General features: G+C 59.9%; 18 protein-coding genes. 3 read left to right on the plus strand and 15 right to left on the minus strand.

What is annotated here, in order from left to right; translation table 11 throughout:
• Positions 1–26: 26 nt before the first annotated feature.
• The 3 genes from rpoD to rpsU form a co-directional block, all read right to left on the minus strand.
• Positions 27–1,874, minus strand: coding sequence for an RNA polymerase sigma factor RpoD (gene rpoD, locus AC07VU_RS07230; protein WP_007926106.1), 1,848 nt, complete (start codon positions 1,872–1,874; stop codon positions 27–29).
• 67 nt (positions 1,875–1,941) lie between these two features.
• Positions 1,942–3,906 carry a DNA primase gene (dnaG, locus tag AC07VU_RS07235; protein ID WP_009045891.1) on the minus strand — a complete coding sequence of 655 codons (1,965 nt, stop codon included), beginning with the start codon at positions 3,904–3,906 and terminating at the stop codon, positions 1,942–1,944.
• A 468-nt stretch (positions 3,907–4,374) separates the two neighbouring features.
• A complete protein-coding gene (gene rpsU / locus AC07VU_RS07240; protein ID WP_002551877.1) occupies positions 4,375–4,590 on the minus strand; it encodes a 30S ribosomal protein S21 in 216 nt (71 codons plus the stop codon).
• 200 nt (positions 4,591–4,790) lie between these two features.
• Between rpsU and tsaD the strand changes: the two genes are divergently transcribed.
• Positions 4,791–5,816 carry a tRNA (adenosine(37)-N6)-threonylcarbamoyltransferase complex transferase subunit TsaD gene (gene tsaD / locus AC07VU_RS07245; protein ID WP_009045890.1) on the plus strand — a complete coding sequence of 342 codons (1,026 nt, stop codon included), beginning with the start codon at positions 4,791–4,793 and terminating at the stop codon, positions 5,814–5,816.
• Between the two features lie 41 nt (positions 5,817–5,857).
• Here the strand turns inward: tsaD and plsY are convergent, their stop codons facing one another.
• The gene (gene plsY, locus AC07VU_RS07250; RefSeq protein WP_007926112.1) at positions 5,858–6,427 is read right to left on the minus strand and encodes a glycerol-3-phosphate 1-O-acyltransferase PlsY; all 570 of its coding nucleotides are present in this window, start codon (positions 6,425–6,427) and stop codon (positions 5,858–5,860) included.
• A 74-nt stretch (positions 6,428–6,501) separates the two neighbouring features.
• Here plsY and folB point away from each other — a divergent pair, with 74 nt between their 5' ends.
• Positions 6,502–6,855: a dihydroneopterin aldolase gene (folB, locus tag AC07VU_RS07255; protein ID WP_007926118.1), complete on the plus strand. Its 354-nt coding sequence runs from the start codon at positions 6,502–6,504 to the stop codon at positions 6,853–6,855.
• The gene (gene folK, locus AC07VU_RS07260; RefSeq protein ID WP_320448825.1) at positions 6,846–7,364 is read left to right on the plus strand and encodes a 2-amino-4-hydroxy-6-hydroxymethyldihydropteridine diphosphokinase; all 519 of its coding nucleotides are present in this window, start codon (positions 6,846–6,848) and stop codon (positions 7,362–7,364) included. The genes folB and folK overlap by 10 nt, the downstream gene beginning before the upstream one ends.
• A gap of 67 nt (positions 7,365–7,431) precedes the next feature.
• On the opposite strand, the gene AC07VU_RS07265 is transcribed toward folK, so the two are convergent.
• The 11 genes from AC07VU_RS07265 to AC07VU_RS07315 all read right to left on the minus strand — a co-directional run bounded on the left by AC07VU_RS07265 (position 7,432) and on the right by AC07VU_RS07315 (position 21,608).
• Positions 7,432–8,661 (minus strand): multifunctional CCA addition/repair protein, encoded by a 1,230-nt coding sequence (locus AC07VU_RS07265; RefSeq protein WP_457275086.1) that lies wholly within the window; start codon positions 8,659–8,661, stop codon positions 7,432–7,434.
• 64 nt (positions 8,662–8,725) lie between these two features.
• Complete coding sequence (locus AC07VU_RS07270; RefSeq protein ID WP_007926122.1) at positions 8,726–10,288, minus strand: SpoVR family protein; 1,563 nt, start codon at positions 10,286–10,288, stop codon at positions 8,726–8,728.
• Positions 10,285–11,556, minus strand: a complete 1,272-nt coding sequence (locus AC07VU_RS07275; RefSeq protein WP_007926123.1) for a YeaH/YhbH family protein — start codon at positions 11,554–11,556, stop codon at positions 10,285–10,287. Before AC07VU_RS07275 ends, AC07VU_RS07270 begins: the two co-directional genes overlap by 4 nt.
• A 188-nt stretch (positions 11,557–11,744) precedes the next feature.
• Complete coding sequence (locus AC07VU_RS07280) at positions 11,745–13,667, minus strand: PrkA family serine protein kinase (protein WP_007926124.1); 1,923 nt, start codon at positions 13,665–13,667, stop codon at positions 11,745–11,747.
• A 295-nt stretch (positions 13,668–13,962) separates the two neighbouring features.
• Complete coding sequence (gene glpE, locus AC07VU_RS07285; protein WP_009051163.1) at positions 13,963–14,292, minus strand: thiosulfate sulfurtransferase GlpE; 330 nt, start codon at positions 14,290–14,292, stop codon at positions 13,963–13,965.
• A 32-nt stretch (positions 14,293–14,324) separates the two neighbouring features.
• Positions 14,325–15,206: a symmetrical bis(5'-nucleosyl)-tetraphosphatase gene (locus AC07VU_RS07290; protein ID WP_277589720.1), complete on the minus strand. Its 882-nt coding sequence runs from the start codon at positions 15,204–15,206 to the stop codon at positions 14,325–14,327.
• Positions 15,206–15,586 (minus strand): Co2+/Mg2+ efflux facilitator ApaG/CorD, encoded by a 381-nt coding sequence (gene apaG / locus AC07VU_RS07295; protein WP_007926128.1) that lies wholly within the window; start codon positions 15,584–15,586, stop codon positions 15,206–15,208. The genes AC07VU_RS07290 and apaG overlap by 1 nt, the downstream gene beginning before the upstream one ends.
• 122 nt (positions 15,587–15,708) lie before the next feature.
• Positions 15,709–16,527 carry a 16S rRNA (adenine(1518)-N(6)/adenine(1519)-N(6))-dimethyltransferase RsmA gene (gene rsmA, locus AC07VU_RS07300; RefSeq protein WP_038575316.1) on the minus strand — a complete coding sequence of 273 codons (819 nt, stop codon included), beginning with the start codon at positions 16,525–16,527 and terminating at the stop codon, positions 15,709–15,711.
• On the minus strand, positions 16,524–17,513 hold the full coding sequence (gene pdxA / locus AC07VU_RS07305; protein ID WP_457275085.1) for a 4-hydroxythreonine-4-phosphate dehydrogenase PdxA: 990 nt from the start codon (positions 17,511–17,513) through the stop codon (positions 16,524–16,526). Before pdxA ends, rsmA begins: the two co-directional genes overlap by 4 nt.
• Entirely contained in the window at positions 17,510–18,826 is a 1,317-nt protein-coding gene (gene surA, locus AC07VU_RS07310) for a peptidylprolyl isomerase SurA (RefSeq protein WP_274304836.1), read from the minus strand. The genes pdxA and surA overlap by 4 nt, the downstream gene beginning before the upstream one ends.
• Entirely contained in the window at positions 18,807–21,608 is a 2,802-nt protein-coding gene (locus AC07VU_RS07315) for an LPS-assembly protein LptD (RefSeq protein ID WP_495029656.1), read from the minus strand. Before AC07VU_RS07315 ends, surA begins: the two co-directional genes overlap by 20 nt.
• Positions 21,609–21,701: the final 93 nt, after the last annotated feature.

Below are 21,701 nucleotides of genomic sequence, written 5' to 3' on the forward strand. Positions count from 1 at the left end.
CCCCAGCAGGGCTGGGGGTCTTGGTATTACTCGTCGAGGAAGGAGCGCAGGTGCTCGCTTCTCGTCGGGTGGCGCAGCTTGCGCAGCGCCTTGGCTTCGATCTGGCGAATCCGCTCACGGGTAACGTCGAACTGCTTACCGACTTCCTCGAGGGTGTGGTCGGTATTCATGTCGATGCCGAAGCGCATGCGCAGTACCTTGGCTTCACGGGCAGTGAGGCCGGAGAGTACTTCGCGAGTCGCTTCCTTGAGGCTCTCAACGGTGGCGACATCGATTGGCGACTGCATGGTCGAGTCTTCGATGAAGTCGCCCAGATGGGAGTCTTCGTCATCACCGATCGGGGTTTCCATGGAGATCGGCTCTTTAGCGATCTTCAATACCTTGCGGATCTTGTCCTCAGGCATTTCCATGCGTTCGCCCAGCTCTTCCGGGGTCGGTTCGCGACCCATTTCCTGCAGCATCTGCCGGGAAATACGGTTGAGCTTGTTGATCGTCTCGATCATGTGCACCGGAATACGGATGGTGCGTGCCTGGTCGGCGATCGAGCGAGTGATCGCCTGACGGATCCACCAGGTGGCATAAGTCGAGAACTTGTAGCCGCGACGGTATTCGAACTTGTCTACCGCTTTCATCAAGCCGATGTTGCCTTCCTGGATCAGGTCGAGGAACTGCAGGCCACGGTTGGTGTACTTCTTGGCGATGGAGATCACCAGACGCAAGTTGGCTTCGACCATCTCTTTCTTCGCGCGACGGGCCTTGGCCTCGCCGATCGACATGCGACGGTTGATGTCCTTGATCTCGGCGATCGTCAGGCCGGTCTCAGTCTCGAGCGCGGTCAGCTTCTGCTGGCAACGGATGATGTCCGGTTGCAGGCGACCGATGGCTTCGGCGTACTTGGCCTTGCCTTTGGCCAGTGCGTCGGACCAGCTTTCGTCCACTTCATTGCCAGGGAACTGGCGCAGGAAGTCGGCGCGTGGCATGCGAGCATCACGAACACAGAGTTGCATGATCGCGCGCTCTTGCTGACGCAGGCGATCCAGGGCACTACGAACGCGTTCAACCAGGCCTTCGAATTGCTTCGGAACCAGTTTGATCGGCATGAACAGTTCAGCCAGGGCCAGCATTTCAGCCAGGGCTTGCTTGTGTTCACGACCGTGCTTTTTCAGCGCCTTGCGGGTGATTTCCATCTGGTCGGCAACGGCGCCAAAGCGCTGGGCTGCGATGACCGGATCCGGACCGCTTTCGGCTTCTTCTTCGTCGTCACTGGCTTCGGCGTCATCGTCGTCGGTGTCGTCGTCCGCTTTCGCGGCCTTGGCATCGACAGGCGGTGGTACTTCGGCGGCAGGCGGCGCGATGCCGTCGTCCGGGTCGATATAACCGCTCAGGACGTCGGACAGGCGACCACCTTCGGTGGTGACGCGAGTGTATTCGGAGAGGATGTGCTCAACCGTGCCAGGGAAGTGCGCGATCGCGCCCATCACTTCACGGATGCCCTCTTCGATACGCTTGGCGATTTCGATTTCGCCTTCACGTGTGAGCAGCTCTACTGTACCCATTTCGCGCATGTACATACGCACTGGGTCGGTAGTGCGACCAATGTCGGTTTCCACTGCCGCCAACGCTGCGGCGGCTTCTTCAGCTGCTGCTTCGTCGGTATCGGCTTCGGCCAACAAAAGGGCATCCGCATCCGGAGCACTCTCGAATACGTTGATCCCCATGTCGTTGATCATGCGGATGATGTCTTCCACCTGTTCCGGATCTGAAATATCCTCCGGCAGGTGGTCGTTGACCTCCGCGTAAGTCAGGTAACCCTGCTCACGACCACGGCTGATCAACTCTTTGAGGCGAGACTGCTGTTGCGCTTTTCCGGACATAACACCCTATCCACTGAAGGTCTTGGCGGGCAAAAAACAAGCCGAGGATTATACCCGAGCTATGACCTCACGCGCCAGTTGAGGTCGGGTTTGATGCGGGAACATTGCGTTTTAAAAGCTCAAGTAGCTGAATTTTTTCTTCGCCACTCAATTCGCTTTGACGCGATTTCCTGAGAAGTTGTTCCAAAGCACGCTCACTTTGGCGAGCGGACAAGCTTTTAATGGTGTCGAAAAACTGTTGTTCAAGGTTATCGCCCTCAATCAACCATTCCTTTTCTGCCAGCGCCTTGATCAGGCGGCCCTGTTCGGTGCCGTGCCAACGCGCCATCAGCTGATGAATAGAGCGTAGCTTAGGATTTTTCTGCACGGCTTCGATCAGGGCGACCAGCAACTGGGTATTGGTGTTGTCGTCGGCGGCGAAATGCCCGGCGTCTTCAACTTTCTCGGCCAGTTGCGGGTGATGCAGCAATGTTCGAAGGGCTGACAGTGTAGGAGGTTCGACGGCGGCCGGAACGCGCGGGGCACGTGGTTGATCGCGATCGCCATTGCGCTTGCCCTTTTTGTCCCACGGCTTGTTCTCCCACTTCTTGCCGCCGGCACCGCTTTTCTTCGGCGTCCATTCCTGCTGCGGCACATAGGCTTCTTGCGGCTCGTGGTAGTCGGCATAGTCCGGCATGGCGTCGTAATCGATGCCGGCGTCGTACGCCGGCGGCGCTTCTTGTGGGGCGCTGTGCACCAACTGGTTGACGGTTTCGTTGTTGAGCCCGGTAATTTCACTGAGGCGCTGGCGCATCAGGGTCCGCAGGTTGGCTCCGGGGACCTTGTCGATCAGCGGTGCAGCCAGGGTGGCCAGGTGGGCCTTGCCCTCGAGCGAGCGTGGATCGGCTTCGTCCGTCAGTTGCTGGAAGAAGTAGTCGGCCAGCGGTTGAGCGTGTTGATTGATACGTGCGCGAAAGGCGTCGGTGCCTTCAGAGCGGACCAGGGTATCCGGATCTTCCCCTTCGGGAAGAAACAGAAAACGCGCCCGGCGACCGTCCTGCAGGCTGGACAGGGTCGCCTCCAGCGCGCGCCAGGCGGCCTTGCGCCCGGCCTGGTCGCCGTCGAAACAGAACAGGACGCTGGGCACGATACGGAACAGGCGCTTGAGGTGTTCTTCGCTGGTGGCGGTACCCAGGGTCGCAACGGCGTTACGCAGGCCTTGTTGGGCGAGGGCAATCACGTCCATGTAGCCTTCGACGACGATGATTTCGTCGAGGTTGCGGTTGTTCTTGCGGGCTTCGAACAGGCCGTAAAGCTCCTGGCCCTTGTGAAAAACCGGCGTTTCCGGCGAGTTCAGGTACTTCGGTTTGTCGTCGCCCAGTACCCGGCCACCAAAGGCGATGATCCGACCGCGGCTGTCGCGGATCGGAAACATCACCCGGTCGCGAAAGCGATCGTAGCGTTTGCCGGTTTCGGCATTTTCGATCAGCAGGCCGGCGTCGATCATGGCTTTCTGCTGCAGGGTGTCGCTGCTCAGGTGCTTGAACAGGTTGTCCCAGCCGGGCGGTGCAAAGCCGAGGCCGAAGTCGCGGGCGATCTCGCCGGTCAGGCCGCGCCCCTTGAGGTAGTCGACCGCGGCCTTGCGGGCCGGATGGCTTTTCAGGGCCTGGCGATAGTAATCGGCGGCGGCGGTCAGCAGCGGGTAGAGCGGCGAGTCGGTTGGCTGTCGGGGTTTGTGCGAGCGGCCGCTTTCCTCGCGCGGGATCTCCATGCCGGCGGCTTTGGCCAGTTCCTCGACTGCCTGGGGGAAATCCAGGTTGTCGTGGTCCATGATGAAACCGAGGGCGTTGCCGCCCGCGCCACAGCCGAAGCAGTAGTAAAACTGCTTGTCGGGGCTGACGCTGAAGGAGGGGGTCTTTTCCTTGTGGAACGGGCAGCAGGCGGTGTAGTTCTTGCCGGCCTTTTTCATCTGCAGGCGCGAGCTGACAACATCGACGATGTCGGTGCGGTTCAGAAGGTCGTCAATAAAGCTCTGGGGAATCAGCCCGGCCATGGCGTTCTCGTCATCACTGCGCGAAAGAATTGGACCAATGCGAAGGCTTCGAAAGTGGGCTGTTCGAGACGCAACGGCTGCGCGTTCGACCATCTGTCGTCGGCTTGATCGCTATCGGGAAGTGTATCTGCCGAAAGTCCACTGACGTTAGTTTCAATCAGTCTTCGACTATTTGAAGATATTGCTCTGAGTCCGACAGGTCTCGGATGGCTCATAAGCGGGCGCTGGAGAAAGGCGCCTTGGACTGAGTCTGTTGAGGAATCAGAATAAAGTGTGCTCGTCAGTAGCCTTGGAAGGCTCGTCAGAAGAGACGTGCACCGCTGGCAGGAAGCCAGGTCTGACGTGGTGAAGCGGATTGTCTCGGTCGCATGCGCGGCGTTGACGGTGAAGCATCAAGCGTTGTCCGCAAATGCCATTAGCCCGGCTGAGGGCCGGGCTTGGCAGAAGCTTGCAGCGAACGTCTGTGTATTAGTACAGACGTACGGCGCGGCGCTGTTCGCGCTGAACTTTCTTGGCGTGACGCTTAACAGCAGCAGCTGCTTTGCGCTTACGCTCGGAAGTCGGCTTCTCGTAAAATTCGCGGCTACGAACTTCAGCCAGAACACCGGCTTTTTCGCAGGAGCGCTTGAAACGACGCAGAGCTACGTCGAAGGGTTCGTTCTCTTTAACTTTGACGGCTGGCATCCAGAGCTACCTTCATTCATTACCGGGGTCAACGTTCTCGTCGCAAAAATCGCGGCTGAGGTCGTCGGTTTTTAAGGGTTGCGGATGTTAACCCCTCATCGCTCGGAATGCAAAGCCTCTGATCGAAAACCGCTGGTCGGCTGAGGGAGTGGCGACTATTATGCGCGCCTTCGAATTTAGCCTCTACAAGGCGCAAACCCATGCTAGTACTGGGATTAGAAACTTCCTGCGACGAAACCGGCGTCGCGCTTTACGACAGCGAGCGGGGGCTGCTGGCCGATGCGCTGTTCAGTCAGATCGACCTGCATCGGGCCTATGGTGGCGTGGTGCCGGAGCTGGCCTCTCGCGACCATGTCAAGCGCATGCTGCCGCTGATTCGCCAAGTTCTGGCCGAGGCGGACTGTGTGCCGACCGAAATCGACGCCATTGCCTATACCGCTGGCCCGGGCCTGGTCGGAGCCCTGCTGGTGGGCGCTTCCTGTGCCCAGGCGCTGGCCTTCGCCTGGGGTATCCCGGCGCTGGGTGTGCACCACATGGAAGGGCACTTGCTGGCCCCTATGCTGGAAGAACAACCGCCGGAATTTCCGTTCGTCGCTTTGTTGGTTTCCGGTGGTCATACGCAACTGGTGCGGGTCGATGGCATCGGCCAATACGAACTGATGGGTGAAACCCTGGATGATGCTGCCGGTGAAGCCTTCGACAAGACGGCGAAGATGATCGGCCTGAATTATCCGGGCGGTCCGGAAATCGCTCGCCTGGCCGCCCAAGGCGTGGCCGGGCGCTTTGTTTTCCCGCGACCGATGACCGATCGTCCAGGGCTGGATTTCAGTTTCAGTGGCTTGAAAACCTTCGCCCTGAATACCTGGCAGCAATGTGTCAGCGCTGGGGACGACGGCGAACAAACCCGTTGCGACATCTCGCTCGCCTTCCAGCAGGCGGTGGTGGAAACTCTGACCATCAAATGCAAGCGAGCCTTGAAGCAGGCCGGACTCAAGCGTCTGGTCATTGCTGGTGGCGTGAGCGCCAACAAGGCGCTGCGCGCGTCGCTGGAAAAAATGCTCGGCGAGATGAAGGGGAATGTGTTTTACGCCCGTCCTGAGTTCTGCACCGATAACGGCGCGATGATCGCGTTTGCCGGTTGCCAGCGTTTGCAGGCCGGTCAGCAGGAGAGCCTGGCGATCAGTGTGCAGGCGCGTTGGCCAATGGAGCAGTTGTCGCCGTTGTGAGTCGGTAATTTCCCGACCTGAGCCCGGCTCATCTTCAGGATTCAGAAATGCCGTTCGCGCCCGGCAAACAGGTCGCGTAGATTGCCGCGGTGGCGCCAAACGATGAGCAGTGTGAGGACGCTCATCGGCAGTAGCGCCGCCGGCGCCTGCCAGGCCAGCAATGGCAGGGTCAGGGGCGTGGCAATCAAGGCCGCCAGCGAGCTGGTGCGGGTCAGGTAGAAGGTCAGGAGCCAGGCGGCAATGGCCAGGAGCGCCGCTGGCGGATAAAGCCCCAGCAGCATCCCGGCGGCGGTGGCGACACCCTTGCCGCCGCGAAAGCGAAAATACACCGGGAACAGATGGCCCAGTACGGCGTAGAGCCCGATCCAGGCCTGTTGTTGGAGCGAAAGGCCTGCGAGACTGGCGATCAGCACGGGCAACAGCCCTTTGAGCAGATCGCCGAGCAAGGTCAGTACCGCAAGTTTCTTGCCGGCCAGGCGCAACATGTTGGTGGCGCCGGCATTGCCCGAGCCACTCATTCGCGGATCGGGTTTACCGGTCAGGCGGCTGAGCAAGATAGCGAAGGACAGCGAGCCGAGCAGGTAGGCGAAGATCGCCAGTAACCAAAACATGCTAACTATTCCGGGCGAGGACGCCCTGATTCTAACGGCGCATTGCGCCCTTGTCGTGCTGCGGAGAAGAGTGCTTGGACAGAGTGTTTATCGAGGGTCTGGAAGTCGACACGGTGATCGGTGCCTACGACTGGGAGCGAGGCATCCGACAGTGCCTGCGCCTTGACCTGAGCTTCGCCTGGGACAACCGCCCGGCCGCGGCTGGTGACGACCTGACCCTGGCGCTCGACTACGCCAGCGTGTCTTCGCGGATCCAGGCGTTTGCTGAACAGGCGCAATTCCAGCTGGTGGAAACCTTTGCCGAGCGTCTGGCTGAAGTCCTGATGAGCGAGTTCCATATTCCCTGGTTGCACCTCAAGCTGACCAAACCCGGTGCTGTTGCGGCCGCCAAAGGTGTGGGCGTGGAGATCGAGCGCGGATGTCGCTAACTCAGGTATTTCTTGGGCTCGGTAGCAATATCGAGCGCAAAACCCATCTGCTGGCCGGGCTCGATGCCCTGGCGGGCTTCCTGCAGGACATGCGCTGCTCGGCAGTGTTCGAAAGCCAGCCGGTCGGGATCAAGAGCGGGCCATTCTTCAATCTGGTGGTTTCGGCCTTTACCGATCTGCCACTTATGGAGTTGGACCGCCGGTTGAAGTTCATCGAAGCGGACAACGGTCGTTATGCCCCGGACCGCAAGGGCCTGCCGCTGGATATCGATGTGCTGCTGTACGGCGATCTGGTGGGCAATTTCGACGGCTTGATCCTGCCGCGCGCCGAGATTCTGAAGAATGCCTTTGTGCTCTGGCCTTTGTCGCTGATGGCACCAAAAAGGGTTCATCCGCTGGCCGGACAGGACTTCGCCACCCTCTGGCGCGAAGCCCAAATCGACCAGGTGCTGGCGCCTGTGGCCTTTGAGTGGCGGGGCAGGCAGCTGACGCCACCGGAGCTGGGATAGTTCTGGCTGATTGCTATCGGCTTGCGAGCAAGCTAGCTCCTGCGGTGGAGCTAGCTCGTGATATTTCTTATCGCAGGTGCTGTTCTTTGTAGGCCTTCAGCGCCTTCAGTCGCTCCCGTTTCAACGCCTCTCCCAACTCCGGCCCCTTGAATCCCTGCTCCAGCAGCGGCTGCACCGCTACCGTTCGTGCTGCGGTGGCCGCGCCGCGCAAATAGTCCGCCTGGGGATAGGCGCGCTCCTCCAGTCCGAGACGACCGCGAGCATCCATTTCACAGGCGGCGATAAACTCCTCGAACCGCTGCGGCCGACGGTACACGTCAAAGCTTTGCAGCAGCTGCGCCAATGTCGAAGGTTTCAGTTCGAGGGCGCGATGGCCATGGGTGTGGTACTGACCCACCAGCAGCGCCAGTTCCTGGCAGTCGCGTGGCGCCTTGAAGCGTTCGTTGACGCACTTGATCAGCTTCAGGCCCTTGTGCTCGTGTGCGATGTGCTGTGGCCATTCACTTTGCGGTGTCAGCCCCTTGCCCAAGTCGTGCAACAGGCACGCCCAGCGCACGCTCAATGGCTGATTATGCAGTGCCGCCTGCTCGAGAACGCTCAGTGTGTGCACACCGCTGTCGATCTCCGGGTGATGGGCGGCGGGTTGCGGAACGCCAAACAGCGCCTCCACTTCGGGCAGCAGGACCTTGAGCGCTCCACAGTCGTGCAGCACCCGGATGAACACTTGGGGGTGATCTTCCATCAGTGCGCGGGAAATTTCCTTCCAGCTGCGCTCCGGCGTCAGGGCTTCCAGTTCGCCTGATTCGCTGAGCTGGCGCATCAATTCGAGGGTGTCAGGTGCCACCCGGAAACCGAGCCCAGCGTAGCGAGCAGCAAAGCGGGCAACACGCAGGACACGCAGCGGATCTTCGGCGAATGCGGGGGAAACGTGGCGAAGCAGGCGGTTCTCCAGATCCTGCTGGCCGTGATATGGATCCGTCAGCACGCCATGGTCGTCTTCCGCCATGGCGTTGATTGTCAGGTCGCGGCGGATCAGGTCTTCTTCGAGGGTGACTTCGGGGCTGGCGTGAAAGGTGAAGCCGCCATAACCCCGACCGCTTTTGCGTTCGGTGCGGGCCAGGGCGTATTCCTCGCCGCTCTTGGGGTGAAGAAAGACCGGAAAGTCCGAGCCTACCGGCCGAAAGCCGTTGGCGAGCATTTCTTCGGCCGTGGCACCGACTACCACCCAGTCTATGTCGGTTACCGGTTTGCCCAGCAGGCGATCGCGTACCGCACCGCCGACCTTGTAAATCTGCATAAAAAACCTCCGTTAGCCCGACAGAATAACCCTTGTGCCGAGCTTTCGGAGGTTTGTCATGCGCTCAGAGGTGGATGACAGCCAAGTCCAGGCGGCCGTAGTCCCCTTCGTTGTGATCGCTTCTTGGTGGTACGTGATGGGTTTTCATCACTTGGTCGCCCTGCAGGGTTTCCAGATGGATGTCGAACCCCCATAGCCGGTGCAGGTGCTTGAGGACCTCGTCGGTGGAGTCTCCCAGTGGTTTGCGGTCGTGCTGTTGGTGGCGCAGGGTCAGCGAGCGGTCGCCCCGTCTATCGATGCTCCAGATCTGCACGTTGGGCTCGCGGTTACCCAGGTTGTACTGGGCCGCAAGGGTTTCGCGGATGACTCGATAGCCGCTTTCGTCATGAATGGCCGGTACCAGCAAGTCGTCTTTCTGGTCGTCGTCCAGGATGCTGAACAGCTTGAGATCGCGGATCACCTTGGGCGACAGGTACTGCAGGATGAAACTCTCGTCCTTGAAGCTGCTCATGGCGAACTTGATGCTGGAAAGCCAGTCGGTCCCGGCCAGTTCCGGGAACCAGCGACGGTCTTCCTCAGTCGGTTCTTCGCAGATGCGCCGGATATCGCGGTACATGGCGAAACCGAGGGTGTAGGGGTTGATGCCGTTGTAGTAAGGGCTGTCGAAGCCAGGCTGGAAGACCACGCTGGTGTGGGAGGCGAGGAACTCCATCATGAAGCCATCGGTCACCAGGCCTTCGTCATACAGGTCGTTCATCAGGGTGTAGTGCCAGAACGTTGCCCAGCCTTCGTTCATCACCTGGGTCTGGCGTTGCGGGTAGAAGTACTGGGCGATCTTGCGCACGATCCGCACGATTTCCCGCTGCCACGGTTCCAGCAGCGGCGCGTGTTTCTCGATGAAGTACAGGATGTTTTCCTGCGGCTCGGCGGGGAAGCGCGCGTTGTCCTTGTCGCTGAACTTGTCCGTGCCTTTGGGAATGGTGCGCCACAGGTCGTTGATCTGTTTCTGCAGGTGTTCTTCCCGGTCCTTTTGCCGGCGTCGTTCTTCTTCCGCGGAAATCGGATAAGGACGTTTGTAGCGGTCCACCCCGTAGTTCATCAGGGCATGGCAGGAGTCCAGCAGGTCCTCCACGGCGTCGATGCCGTGGCGCTCTTCGCACTGCATGATGTACTGCTTGGCGAACACCAGGTAATCGATGATCGAACTGGCATCCGTCCAGGTGCGGAACAGATAGTTGCCCTTGAAGAAGCTGTTATGGCCATAGCAGGCATGGGCCACCACCAGTGCCTGCATGCAGATGGTGTTTTCTTCCATCAGGTAGGCAATGCATGGGTCCGAGTTGATCACGATCTCGTAGGCCAGCCCCATCTGGCCGCGGCTGTAGGACTTTTCGGTGCTAAGGAAGTGCTTGCCGTAAGACCAATGGTGATAACCCAGGGGCATGCCGACAGAGGCATAGGCATCCATCATCTGTTCGGCGGTGATCACTTCGATCTGGTTGGGATAGGTATCCAGGGCGTAGCGCGCCGCGATACGGCTGATTTCGCGGTCGTAGGCCTGGATCAGCTCGAACGTCCATTCCGAACCGGTGGAAATAGGCTGGCGTTTCTGCTCTCTGGCGGTCATGTCACTAACCTGCGCTGGAAGAGTTCACGGAAGACCGGATAGATATCTCCGGCCGAGACCAGTTGCTGCTGGGCGAAAGTATCGGAAAAGGCTTCGGCGATGCGCTCGTATTCGAACCACAGGGCCTGATGTTCGCGCGGGGTAATCTCCACGTAAGTGTAGTACTGCACGAAGGGCATGATCTGGTTGATCAGGATGTCGCGGCAGATCGGCGAGTCGTCGTTCCAGTTGTCGCCATCGGAAGCCTGGGCGGCGTAGATGTTCCACTCATTGCTCGGATAGCGCTCGGCCATGATCTCCTGCATCAGCTTCAAGGCGCTGGAGACGATGGTGCCGCCGGTTTCCCGGGAGTAGAAGAACTCCTCCTCGTCCACTTCACGCGCACTGGTGTGGTGGCGGATGAACACTACGTCGATCTTATCGTAGTTACGTTTGAGAAACAGGTACAGGAGGATGAAGAAGCGCTTGGCGATGTCCTTGGTGGCCTGGGTCATGGAGCCGGAAACGTCCATCAGGCAAAACATCACGGCCTTGGAGCTGGGGTTGGGCTGTTTGACCAGCAGGTTGTACTTGAGGTCGAAGGTGTCGAGGAATGGCACCCGATGGATACGGGCGCTGAGACGCTCGATTTCCGCTTCCATTTCCTGAATATCGCCGAAGTTGTCCGGTTCTTCGCGTTTCAGGCGTTCAAGTTCCTCTTTGACTTCGCGCAGTTTTGCCCGGCTGCTGCCGGACAGGGCGATGCGTCGGGCATGGGCCGAGCGCAGGGTCCGAATGATGTTAATGCGCGAGGGATTGCCTTCGTTGCTGATCCCGGCCCGGACGGTCTTGAAGGTGTCGGTCCCGCTCAGGTTGCGTTTGACCAGGTTCGGCAACTCCAGGTCTTCGAACATGAACTCGAGGAATTCTTCCTGGGTAATCTGGAAAACGAACTCGTCCATGCCTTCGCCGGAATTGCCGGCCTTGCCCCGGCCACCTCCGCCACCACCGCCTTGAGGGCGTGCGATGTGCTCGCCGGCCGTGAACTCCTTGTTTCCCGGGTGCACCACGGTCTGTTTGCCGCCGCGCCCATGATGGAGCACCGGTTCATCGATATCCCGGCCTGGAATGCTGATTTGTTCGCCATGCTCCATGTCAGTGATGGAACGGCGGCTGACCGCCTCTTCGACGGCCTTCTTGATGTGGTCACGATAGCGCCGCAGAAACCGCTGACGGTTTACCGTGCTCTTGTTCTTGCCATTGAGACGTCGGTCGATCACATAACTCATGACTGCTCCTTAGAAGCGGTCTTGAAGCTCGCAAGCGGCCCGGGCGGGGGGAGGGGGCGACAAGGTGTCTTGCCGCCGGTCCTCTGCCCGAGCCTCGCTGCGAACGTTCAAACGCGCTTCCTGAAGCCTGTGTAGCAGAAATCGCTAAGACAGGCTCCTGGCTAACGACAACCGGTGCAACCGGCGGGTTACTGCGATTTTCTGACCCGCAGATACCACTCGGACAGCAGTCGTACCTGTTTGTCGGTGTAGCCGCGCTCGACCATTCGGGTAACAAAGTCGTTGTGTTTCTGTTGATCCTCTTTGCTGGCCTTGGCATTGAAGCTGATGACCGGGAGCAGGTCCTCGGTGTTGGAGAACATTTTCTTCTCGATGACCACCCGCAGTTTTTCGTAGCTGAGCCAGGTCGGGTTCTTGCCGTTGTTGTTGGCTCGGGCCCGCAATACGAAATTGACGATTTCGTTGCGGAAGTCCTTCGGATTGCTGATGCCGGCCGGTTTCTCGATTTTCTCCAGCTCTTCGTTGAGCGCGACCCGATTGAGGATCTCGCCGGTTTCCGGATCGCGGTATTCCTGATCCTGAATCCAGAAGTCCGCATACAGCACATAGCGGTCGAAGATGTTCTGGCCGTATTCGCTGTAGGACTCCAGGTACGCCGTCTGGATTTCCTTGCCGATGAACTCGATGTACCGCGGAGCCAGGTATTCCTTCAGGAAGCGCAGGTAGCGTTCGCGGGTTTCCGCCTGGAATTGCTCCTGTTCGATCTGTTGTTCGAGCACGTAGAGCAGGTGCACTGGGTTGGCCGCGATCTCGTGGGGATCGAAGTTGAAGACTTTCGACAGGATCTTGAAGGCGAAGCGGGTCGACAGACCGTTCATGCCTTCATCCACGCCGGCGGCGTCGCGGTATTCCTGGATCGACTTGGCTTTCGGATCGGTGTCCTTGAGGTTCTCGCCGTCGTAGACACGCATTTTCGAGTAGATGTTCGAGTTCTCCGGCTCTTTGAGGCGCGAGAGCACGGTGAACTGAGCGAGCATTTTCAGGGTGTCGGGAGCGCAATGCGCTTTGGACAGGGAGCTGTTGAACAGCAGCTTGTCGTAGATTTTGACTTCGTCGCTGACCCGCAGGCAGTACGGGACTTTGACGATATAGATCCGGTCGATGAAGGCTTCGTTGTTCTTGTTGTTACGGAAGGTGTGCCATTCCGATTCGTTGGAGTGAGCCAGCAGGATGCCGGTGAAGGGGATCGCGCCCAGACCCTCGGTACTGTTGTAGTTGCCTTCCTGGGTGGCCGTCAGCAATGGGTGCAGCACCTTGATCGGTGCCTTGAACATCTCGACGAACTCCATCAGGCCCTGGTTGGCCCGGCACAGTGCGCCCGAATAGCTATAGGCGTCGGCGTCGTTCTGCGGGAACTCTTCCAGCTTGCGAATATCGACCTTGCCCACCAGTGCGGAAATGTCCTGGTTGTTCTCGTCCCCCGGTTCGGTCTTGGCGACGGCGATCTGGTTGAGGATCGAAGGATAGAGCTTGACCACCCGGAACTGGCTGATGTCGCCACCGAACTCGGACAGGCGCTTGGTGGCCCAGGGCGACATGATGGTGTTCAGGTAGCGCCGTGGGATACCGAAGTCTTCTTCGAGGATCGCGCCATCTTCCGTGGCGTTGAACAACCCAAGAGGCGACTCGAATACCGGAGAGCCCTTGATGGCGTAGAAGGGCACCTTCTCGATCAGTTGTTTGAGTTTCTCGGCCAGGGATGATTTGCCGCCACCGACGGGGCCGAGGAGGTAGAGGATCTGTTTCTTCTCTTCCAGGCCCTGAGCGGCATGGCGGAAGTAGGAGACGATCTGGTCGATGCATTCTTCCATTCCATGGAAGTCTTCAAAGGCCGGATAGCGACGGATCACTTTATTGGAGAAGATCCGTGACAGTCTCGAATTGGTCGACGTGTCCAGCAGCTCCGGTTCGCCGATAGCCAGAAGCAGGCGTTCAGCGGCCGACGCGTAGGCGCTACGGTCCTTTTTGCAGAGCTCCAGGTACTCCTGTAGCGAGAACTCTTCCTGGCGTGTGGATTCGAAGCGTTGTTGGAAGTGGCTAAAAATACTCATGACGTCACCTCGCTCGATACGTGGAGCCGACGCCGGATCAGTCAGTCAAGTGCTGGCATGCAGCCGGGAATCCGGCTGATGTTTACCCCCCAGAACACTTTCAAAGCTATCGACCTTGAAAGCTAGTACCGATGACCCGCACGCCGGTGTACCGGCTCTCCCCTGATTGGATGGCCTGAGGCTAAGGATAGTTCGGAATCGGGGAGATAAAGGTGGAATACGTAATTTGTTCAAGTGACCGTTCGTCGGTCGCGGCGCCAGCCCGCGAATGACGCGGGCTGGCGCACAGAAAAAATTATTCGGCGTTGCCCTGGGCAATTTCCGCAGGGTAGGTGGTCCGCCACAGTTCGAAGCCACCGTCCAGGCTGTAGACGTCGGAGAACCCCTGGCTGATCAGGTAGGCCGCCGCGCTTTGGCTGGAGTTGCCGTGATAGCAGACGACCACCAGTGGGGCGTCGAGATCGGCATTGCGGATGAAGTCGGAGATGGAGTGGTTATCCAAGTGCAGGGAGCCGCTGATGTGGTTCAGGGCAAAGGTCTGCGGGTCGCGGATATCGACCACCACGGCGCCTTGCTCGCGCAGTGCCTGGGCCTGTTCTGGGGGGATGCGTTTGAATTCGCTCATGGCGGGCTCCTGGGCCTGGTGGCAAGCGCCGTCTAGCGCTTGGCGGTGATTGGCGTGGGTTCAGGGGAAGGTTGATTGGCCTGGGGCTTGATGTGGCCGTGGGCATCGCACTCACACTCTAGGCGTTGGCCGGTGTCGACGTTCAGCAAGGTCAGGGCGCCGCCCCAGACGCAGCCAGTGTCCAGGGCGACGACGCCGGGCTGGTTGCAGTTGCCTTCGAGGGCGGCCCAGTGACCGAAGATGATTTTCACGTCCCGGGTCTTGCGTTCCTTGTGCTCGAACCATGGGGCGTACCCCGGTGGGGCGGTGTCCGGCCCTTCCTTACCCTTGAGGTCGAGCTTGCCATCGCTGGTGCAGAAACGCATGCGGGTGAAATAGTTGGTGATCACCCGCAGGCGGGGCACGCCTTTGAGTTCGCTGTCCCATTTTGTCGGGTCGTTGCCGTACATGCCGTCCAGATAGGGCTCGAAGCGGTTGTCGTCCCGCAGCGCCTCTTCGACTTCGGTGGCGCACTTGAGGGCTTTTTTCAGCGACCACTGTGGCGGTATCCCCGCGTGCACCAGGGCGACGTTGCGCTGTTCGTCATAGTGCATCAGCTTTTGCTGGCGCAGCCACTGGAGCAACTCCTCGCAATCCGGCGCGTTGAGGATCTCGCGCAGAGTGTCGGCTTTCTTCAGGCGCTCGATATTGCGCCAGACGGCCAGCAGGTGCAGGTCGTGATTGCCCAGCACGCACACCAAGGAGTCGCGCATGGCATAAAGAAAACGCAGGGTTTCCAGCGACTGCGGGCCGCGGTTGACCAGGTCGCCGACCAGCCACAGGCGATCCTTGGCCGGGTCGAAAGCGACCTTTTCAAGCAGGCACTGCAACGGTCCCAGGCAGCCTTGCAGGTCACCGACGGCGTAAGTCGTCATCAGTGCAGGGCTCCGGGCACGGCCAGGCGGAAGGGGGCGATGATGGCGTCGAAGTGTTTGCCGTCTTCGGCGAGCATCTGATAGCTGCCCTGCATATTGCCGACGCGTGTGGTCATGACCGTGCCGCTGCTGTAGGTGTGGCTTTTGCCCACGGCGATCAGCGGTTGCTGGCCGACGACGCCGGCACCGCGAACTTCCTCGACGTGCCCGTCGCCATCGGTGATCACCCAGTGCCGGGAGAGCAGTTTGGCGGGCAGCAGGCCATTGTTCTGTACGGTGATGGTGTAGGCGAAGGCAAAGCGGTTCTGCTCGGGTTGCGACTGTTCTGCGAGAAAGCGGGTGACGACGCTGACGTCGATCTGATAACGGGGATCGGACATGCAAGGGGCCTTAAAACGAAGCGGGACGCGGGACAAAGCTGATGGAGGTCAGTCTAGGCCAAGTATCGGGTAGTAAACCAGACATGGAGCCTGGCGTCTTACCCGATAACGCTGGTGGCGTGTCAGCTGGCGCTGGCGGTGTCCGCGGCTTGTTCGCTGAGCTTGTCGGCCAGGCGAACGAAGGCTGCCAGGTCCAGTTGCTCCGGACGCAGGCTGCCATCGACGCCGGCGGCTTCGATCTCGGCGCTGGAAAGCAGGGCCTTGAGGGTATTGCGCAGGGTCTTGCGACGCTGGTTGAAGGCTTCGCGGACGATGCGCTCCAACAGGCGATGATCCTTGGCCGGATGCGGCAGCACAGCGTGTGGCACCAGGCGGACGATTGCCGAGTCGACTTTCGGTGGCGGATTGAATGCGCCAGGACCGACGTTGAACAGATGCTCCACTCGGCAGTGGTACTGGACCATGATCGACAGACGGCCCCAGTCACCACCGCCCGGGCCTGCGGCGAGGCGCTCGACCACTTCTTTCTGCAGCATGAAGTGCATGTCGCGGATCAGTCCGGCGTTCTGCAGCAGGTGAAAGATCAGCGGGGTGGAGATGTTGTAGGGCAGGTTGCCAACCACCCGCAGGCTGCCGGGCGCGGCATTCAGGCTGTTGAAGTCGAACTTCAGGGCATCGCCCTGGTGCAGGCTGAAATTATCCCGGCCAGCAAACTGCTGGTTGAGGATCGGCACCAGGTCCTTGTCCAGCTCGACCACATCCAACTGGGCGCCGCTGTTGAGCAGGCCCTCGGTCAGGGCGCCCTGGCCCGGGCCGATTTCCAGCATGCGGTCGCCGGATTTGGCATTGATGGAGCGCAGGATGCGGTCGATCACGCCGGCGTCATGCAGGAAGTTCTGGCCGAAGCGCTTGCGCGCCCGGTGTTGGTATTGCTCGGTCATAAACGGGTCTCGGCCATCTGGTAGGCGGTTTCCAGGGCGACTTTCAGGCTGCCGGTATCGATCTTGCCGCTGCCGGCCAGATCCAGGGCAGTGCCGTGGTCGACCGAGGTGCGGATGATCGGCAAGCCCAGCGTCACGTTGACCGCGGCGCCGAAGCCTTTGTATTTCAGCACGGGCAGCCCCTGGTCATGGTACATCGCCAGCACTGCGTCGCAGTGCTCCAGATATTTGGGGGTAAACAGAGTGTCGGCGGGCAGGGGGCCGCGCAGGTCCATACCTTCGTTGCGCAGACGCTCCAGGGTGGGTTCGATGATATCGATTTCTTCATGGCCCAGGTGTCCGCCTTCGCCGGCATGCGGGTTGAGCCCGCAGACCAGGATACGTGGCTGGGCGATGCCGAATTTGTTGCGCAGGTCCGCATGCAGAATGCGCGTAACCCGCTCCAGGCGCTCCGGGGTAATGGCGTCGGCGATGTCCCGCAGGGGCAAGTGAGTAGTCACCAGGGCTACGCGCAGGCCATGGGTGGCCAGCATCATTACCACTTGTTCGGTCTGCGTCAGGTCGGCGAGAAACTCGGTATGGCCGGAAAAGGCGATGCCGGATTCGTTGATCACACCCTTGTGCACCGGGGCGGTAATCATGCCGTCGAAATGCCCGTCCAGGCAGCCTTGGCCGGCCCGGGTCAGGGTTTCCAGGACGAACGCGGCGTTGGCCTTGTCCAGCTGACCAGCGACGACCTTGGCCGAAAGCGGGGTATCCCAGACATAAAGGCTACCGGCGGCGGCCGGCTGGTTCGGCCAATTGTCGGGGCCGACTGCAATCAGGCTGACGGCCACACCCAGCTGAGCGGCCCGCTCGGTAAACAGGTCGCAACTGGTGATGGCGATCAGGGGGTATGGCTGTTGTTGCGAGGCGAGCAACAGGCACAGGTCGGGACCTATGCCGGCTGGCTCGCCGGGGGTGAGCGCGAAACGCTTGGGTTTCACTGTGCCGCCTGGTCGGCGCCAGGAAGTTTGATCTCGACGTAGGCTTCGTCGCGAATCTGGCGCAGCCAGGTTTGCAGCTCTTCGTCGTATTTACGGTTGCGCAGCACGGTCATCGCTTGCTGTTCACGGGCCTGGCTGGTGCTGTCAGTGGCGCGGCGGCCAAGGACTTCCAATACGTGCCAGCCATATGGGCTCTGGAACGGCTTGGACAGCTGACCTTGCGGGGTCTTGGCCATCACGTCGCGGAACTCGGGAACCAGGGCGTTCGGGTCGATCCAGCTGAGGTCGCCGCCATTGAGGGCGGAACCCGGGTCTTCCGAGTAGCTTTTCGCCAGTTCGGCAAAGTCTTCGCCGGCTTCGATGCGCTCGTAGAGCTTCTGGGCCAGGCGCTTGGTTTCTTCTTCGCTGCGAATCTCACTTGGCTTGATCAGGATATGACGGACATGCACTTCGTCCCGCATCTGATTGCTGCCGCCGCGTTTTTCCAACAGCTTCAGGATGATGAAGCCGCCTGGAGTACGAGCTGGCTGGGTGATATCGCCCACTGCCATGGCGCTCAGTTCGCGGTCGAATGGAGGGGGCAGTTGAGCGGCTTTACGCCAGCCCATGTCACCGCCTTCCAGGGCGTTGTCGCTACCGGAGCGGGCGATGGCCAGCTGAGCGAAGTCGGCGCCTTGCTTGAGCTGCTGGTAGATGTCCATGGCCTGGCGCGCGGCGCTCTGAATCGCTTCGGAGTTGGCGCTTTCCGGGGTTGGAATCAGGATATTGGCCAGGTGCAGCTCTTCGGACAGCTGCATCTTGCCCAGGTCGGAGGCGAGGAAGTTCTTCACTTCCTGCTCGGAGACCTGAATGCGTTCGGCAACACGGCGCTGACGCACACGGCTGATGATCATCTCGCGGCGAATCTGCTCACGGGCGTCCTGATAGGACAGGCCATCACGAGCCAGTGCGGCGCGGAACTGATCGGGCGTCATGTTGTTGCGTTGGGCGATGGTGCCGACGGCCTGGTTCAGCTCTTCATCGGTAATGCGGATGCCGGAGCGCTCGCCGATCTGCAGTTGCAGGTTTTCGACGATCAGGCGTTCCAGTACCTGCTGGTTCAGGACATCGGCGGGTGGCATGCCGCCGCCGCGCTTGGCGATGGTTTGCTGAACTTCGTGAACCCGTTGGTCCAGCTGGCTCTGCATGACCACGTCGTTATCGACGATGGCCACCACTTTGTCGATGGGTTGTACCGCGGCGCTCGCCGCGGTACCCAGGAACAGCGCGCCCAACATCAGCGGGCGCAGACAATCAGAAAGCTTGGTCTTCACGTTCACGGTAACCTTGAATGCCTTTGTCGAGGAAGCTCTCTACCTTGGCGCCGGTCAGGCCGCCGAGTCCTTTCAGGACGATTTGAAGGAAGATGCCATGGTCGCCTTTCTCGTTCTGCGGGGCGTCTTGACTGAACTCGTCATACTTGACCCAGTAACGGTTGATCAGGCGCAGTTTCCAGCAGCAGTTGTCGTATTCGAAACCACCGAAGGCATCGAGGGTACGGTTGCGGTTGTAGTCGTACTGCCAGCGGCTGATCAGGTTCCATTGCGGCACGATCGGCCAGATCACCGAGAAGTCGTGCTGCTTGATCTTGTAGTAGTCCTTCACATAGCCAGGTTGTCCTGGAGTGCCGTAGTCACCGCCACCCACCGACCATTTACCCGTGGACTGGTCGTAACGAACCAGGTCGTTGCGATAGCGATAACCGGCGTTGATGACTTTGTTCGGGTTGTCTTCCGGCTGGTAGTGGAACATTGCGCTGCCGGAGCGTGGGCTGTGGCTGTCCGGATCCCAGTTGTAGTCGGCAGTGGTACGCCAGTCGCGGTTCCAGCGGTACTCGTATTCCAGTGCATAAGGCGAAACATTGGAGTGCGCGTCGTCGCGGGTTTTCACATCGATACCCGGCAACTGGACTTCGCGGTCCTTGAAGTACAAGGCCTGACCGATGCTGATGCGCTGACGTTCAAAGCCGTTTTCTTCGATCCAGCGGTTGGTGACGCCGAGGGACAGTTTGTTCTCGTCGCCTACGCGGTCGGAGCCGGTGAAACGATTATCGCGGAACAGCGACGAGTAGTTGAACGTAGACTCGCTGGTGTCGAATACCGGGATGTCGCTCTGGTCTTTCTCCGGTACATAGAGATAGTAGAGGCGTGGTTCCAGGGTCTGGCGATAGTTCTTGCCGAACCATTGGGTGTTGCGGTCGAAGTACAGGCCGCTGTCGATACTGGCGATAGGTACGCCACGGTTCTGATTGCTGCTGTAAGTACCGTTCAGACGATTCTGTTCCGCGGTCTGTGCAGCAACCTGGCTCTTGCCGATACTGTCCAGATCCAGATCGTACTGGGTGTATTGATACTTGAGAGACGGCTTCAGGAAGCCATAGGTCCAGTTAAGCGGAAGGCTCACAGACGGTGCAAGGTTCAGGCGATTACCATTGGCACGTGCCAGACCTTGAATGTTGCGGTCGAGTCGCGGTGCACCGACACCATTCTCATCAAAGAACGTACCGTTCTGCAGGTCGCGATCAAAGCGAACAATCTCGGTTTCGTACTTGAAGTCCAACCCGCCGGGATGCTGCGGCAAGAAGCCATTCAAGGTGATTTGCGGCAGACGGTTGTAAGGCGTGATGTTAGAAACCGTGGCCAGTTCATAAGCCTGGGCATTGAGGCGTGCGGTGTAGGTATCACCACGGTAGGTCACAGCACCCTGCTGGTTCACGAAATCGCGGCTTTCCACGCCGATCTGGTCGGTCTGCAGATCCTGGAAGTAGTACGGATCGCTGATCTTGGTGTAGTCGACCTCGGTCATCAGGCGCGAATCGAGCCCGCCCTTGTGCTGCCAGTTGTACATGTAGCGGGTTTTTTCGTAGTCCGACTGCAGTTTGCGGTCATCGTTTTCGTCGTTGAGGTACGCCGCGCCGAACTGACCTTCGCTGGACTTGGTCAGGTAGCGGAATTCGCCTTCCATCAACAGGCCACGCTTGCTCATGTAGCGCGGGTACAACGTGGCGTCGTAGTTCGGTGCCAGGTTGAAGTAGTACGGAGTGACCAGCATGAAGCCGGTATCGCTGCCGCTGCCGATGGTCGGCGGCAGGAAGCCGGACTGGCGACGGTCGTCGATCGGGAAATAGATGTACGGCGTGTACAGGACCGGAATGTCCTTGACGCGCAACGTCACGTTGGTCGCGGTGCCGAAGCCGGTCGCCGGGTTCAGGGTGATGTTGTTGCCCTTGAGCTGCCAGGCGTTGCTGCTCGGTTCGCACGTGGTGTAGGTACCATCCTTGAGGCGGATGATTGCGTTCTCGGCACGCTTGGCGTACAGCGCGTTACCGCGGATGCGCGATTTGTGCATCACGTATTCGGCGTTGTCGACCTTGGCCTCGCCGGTGTCCAGCTGCACGTCGGCGTGATCGCCGACCAGCAGGGCGCCGTTGTCGCGCAGGCGGACGTTGCCGTTCAGCTCGCCACGATTTTCGGCCTGGTACAGGTTGGCCTCGTCGGCCTCGACCTGCATGCTGCCCTGGCGCATGACCACATCACCGGCCAGGGTGGCGATCTGCTGCTCCTGCTGGTAACGCGAAGCCTTGGCGCCGATAAAGGTCGGGGCGTCACTTTTATTCGTCTTGTCATTCATGCCAGGACGAATCGGTTCGATATAAGCACCAGCACAGTAAGGACCGGTCTCGGCCAGCTGGGCGGCGGTGAGCTTCTCGCGCGGAACCCAGTCGAGGTGACTGTAGTCTTCGCTGCGGGACTTCAGGCCGCGGCCCTTGGACTCGGTAACCAGCATCGGCTTGGCGCCGGTGTCTTCGCTGGTTTCGCCGCCTTCGGCCGATGCAGCGGTGCTCGAGCTGACCGCACTCGCGTCATGCACGGGGCGCGGAGGCAGTTGAGCGGCGCTGGTTTTCGGCGCGCAGTCCCAGCCACCCGAAGCAGAGACTGAGCAGTCATACTGTTCTGCGGCGACCACGAACGAAGTGGCTAGGGGTTGCAGGGCCAGCAGACTGCCAGTAACCAACAACGGAAATTTTTTACGAAACGCGGGGGATTTCAATGCCATCTTATTAGTCCGGGCTTCCTGCGTGCCATCTGCCCGCGGTGTGGGCCGCACGCCTCTCGATGGTCTGAAAAAGATGCTGGATAATAAAGCATG

It is taken from the genome of Pseudomonas sp. GW821-FHT02B10, from assembly GCF_059421865.1.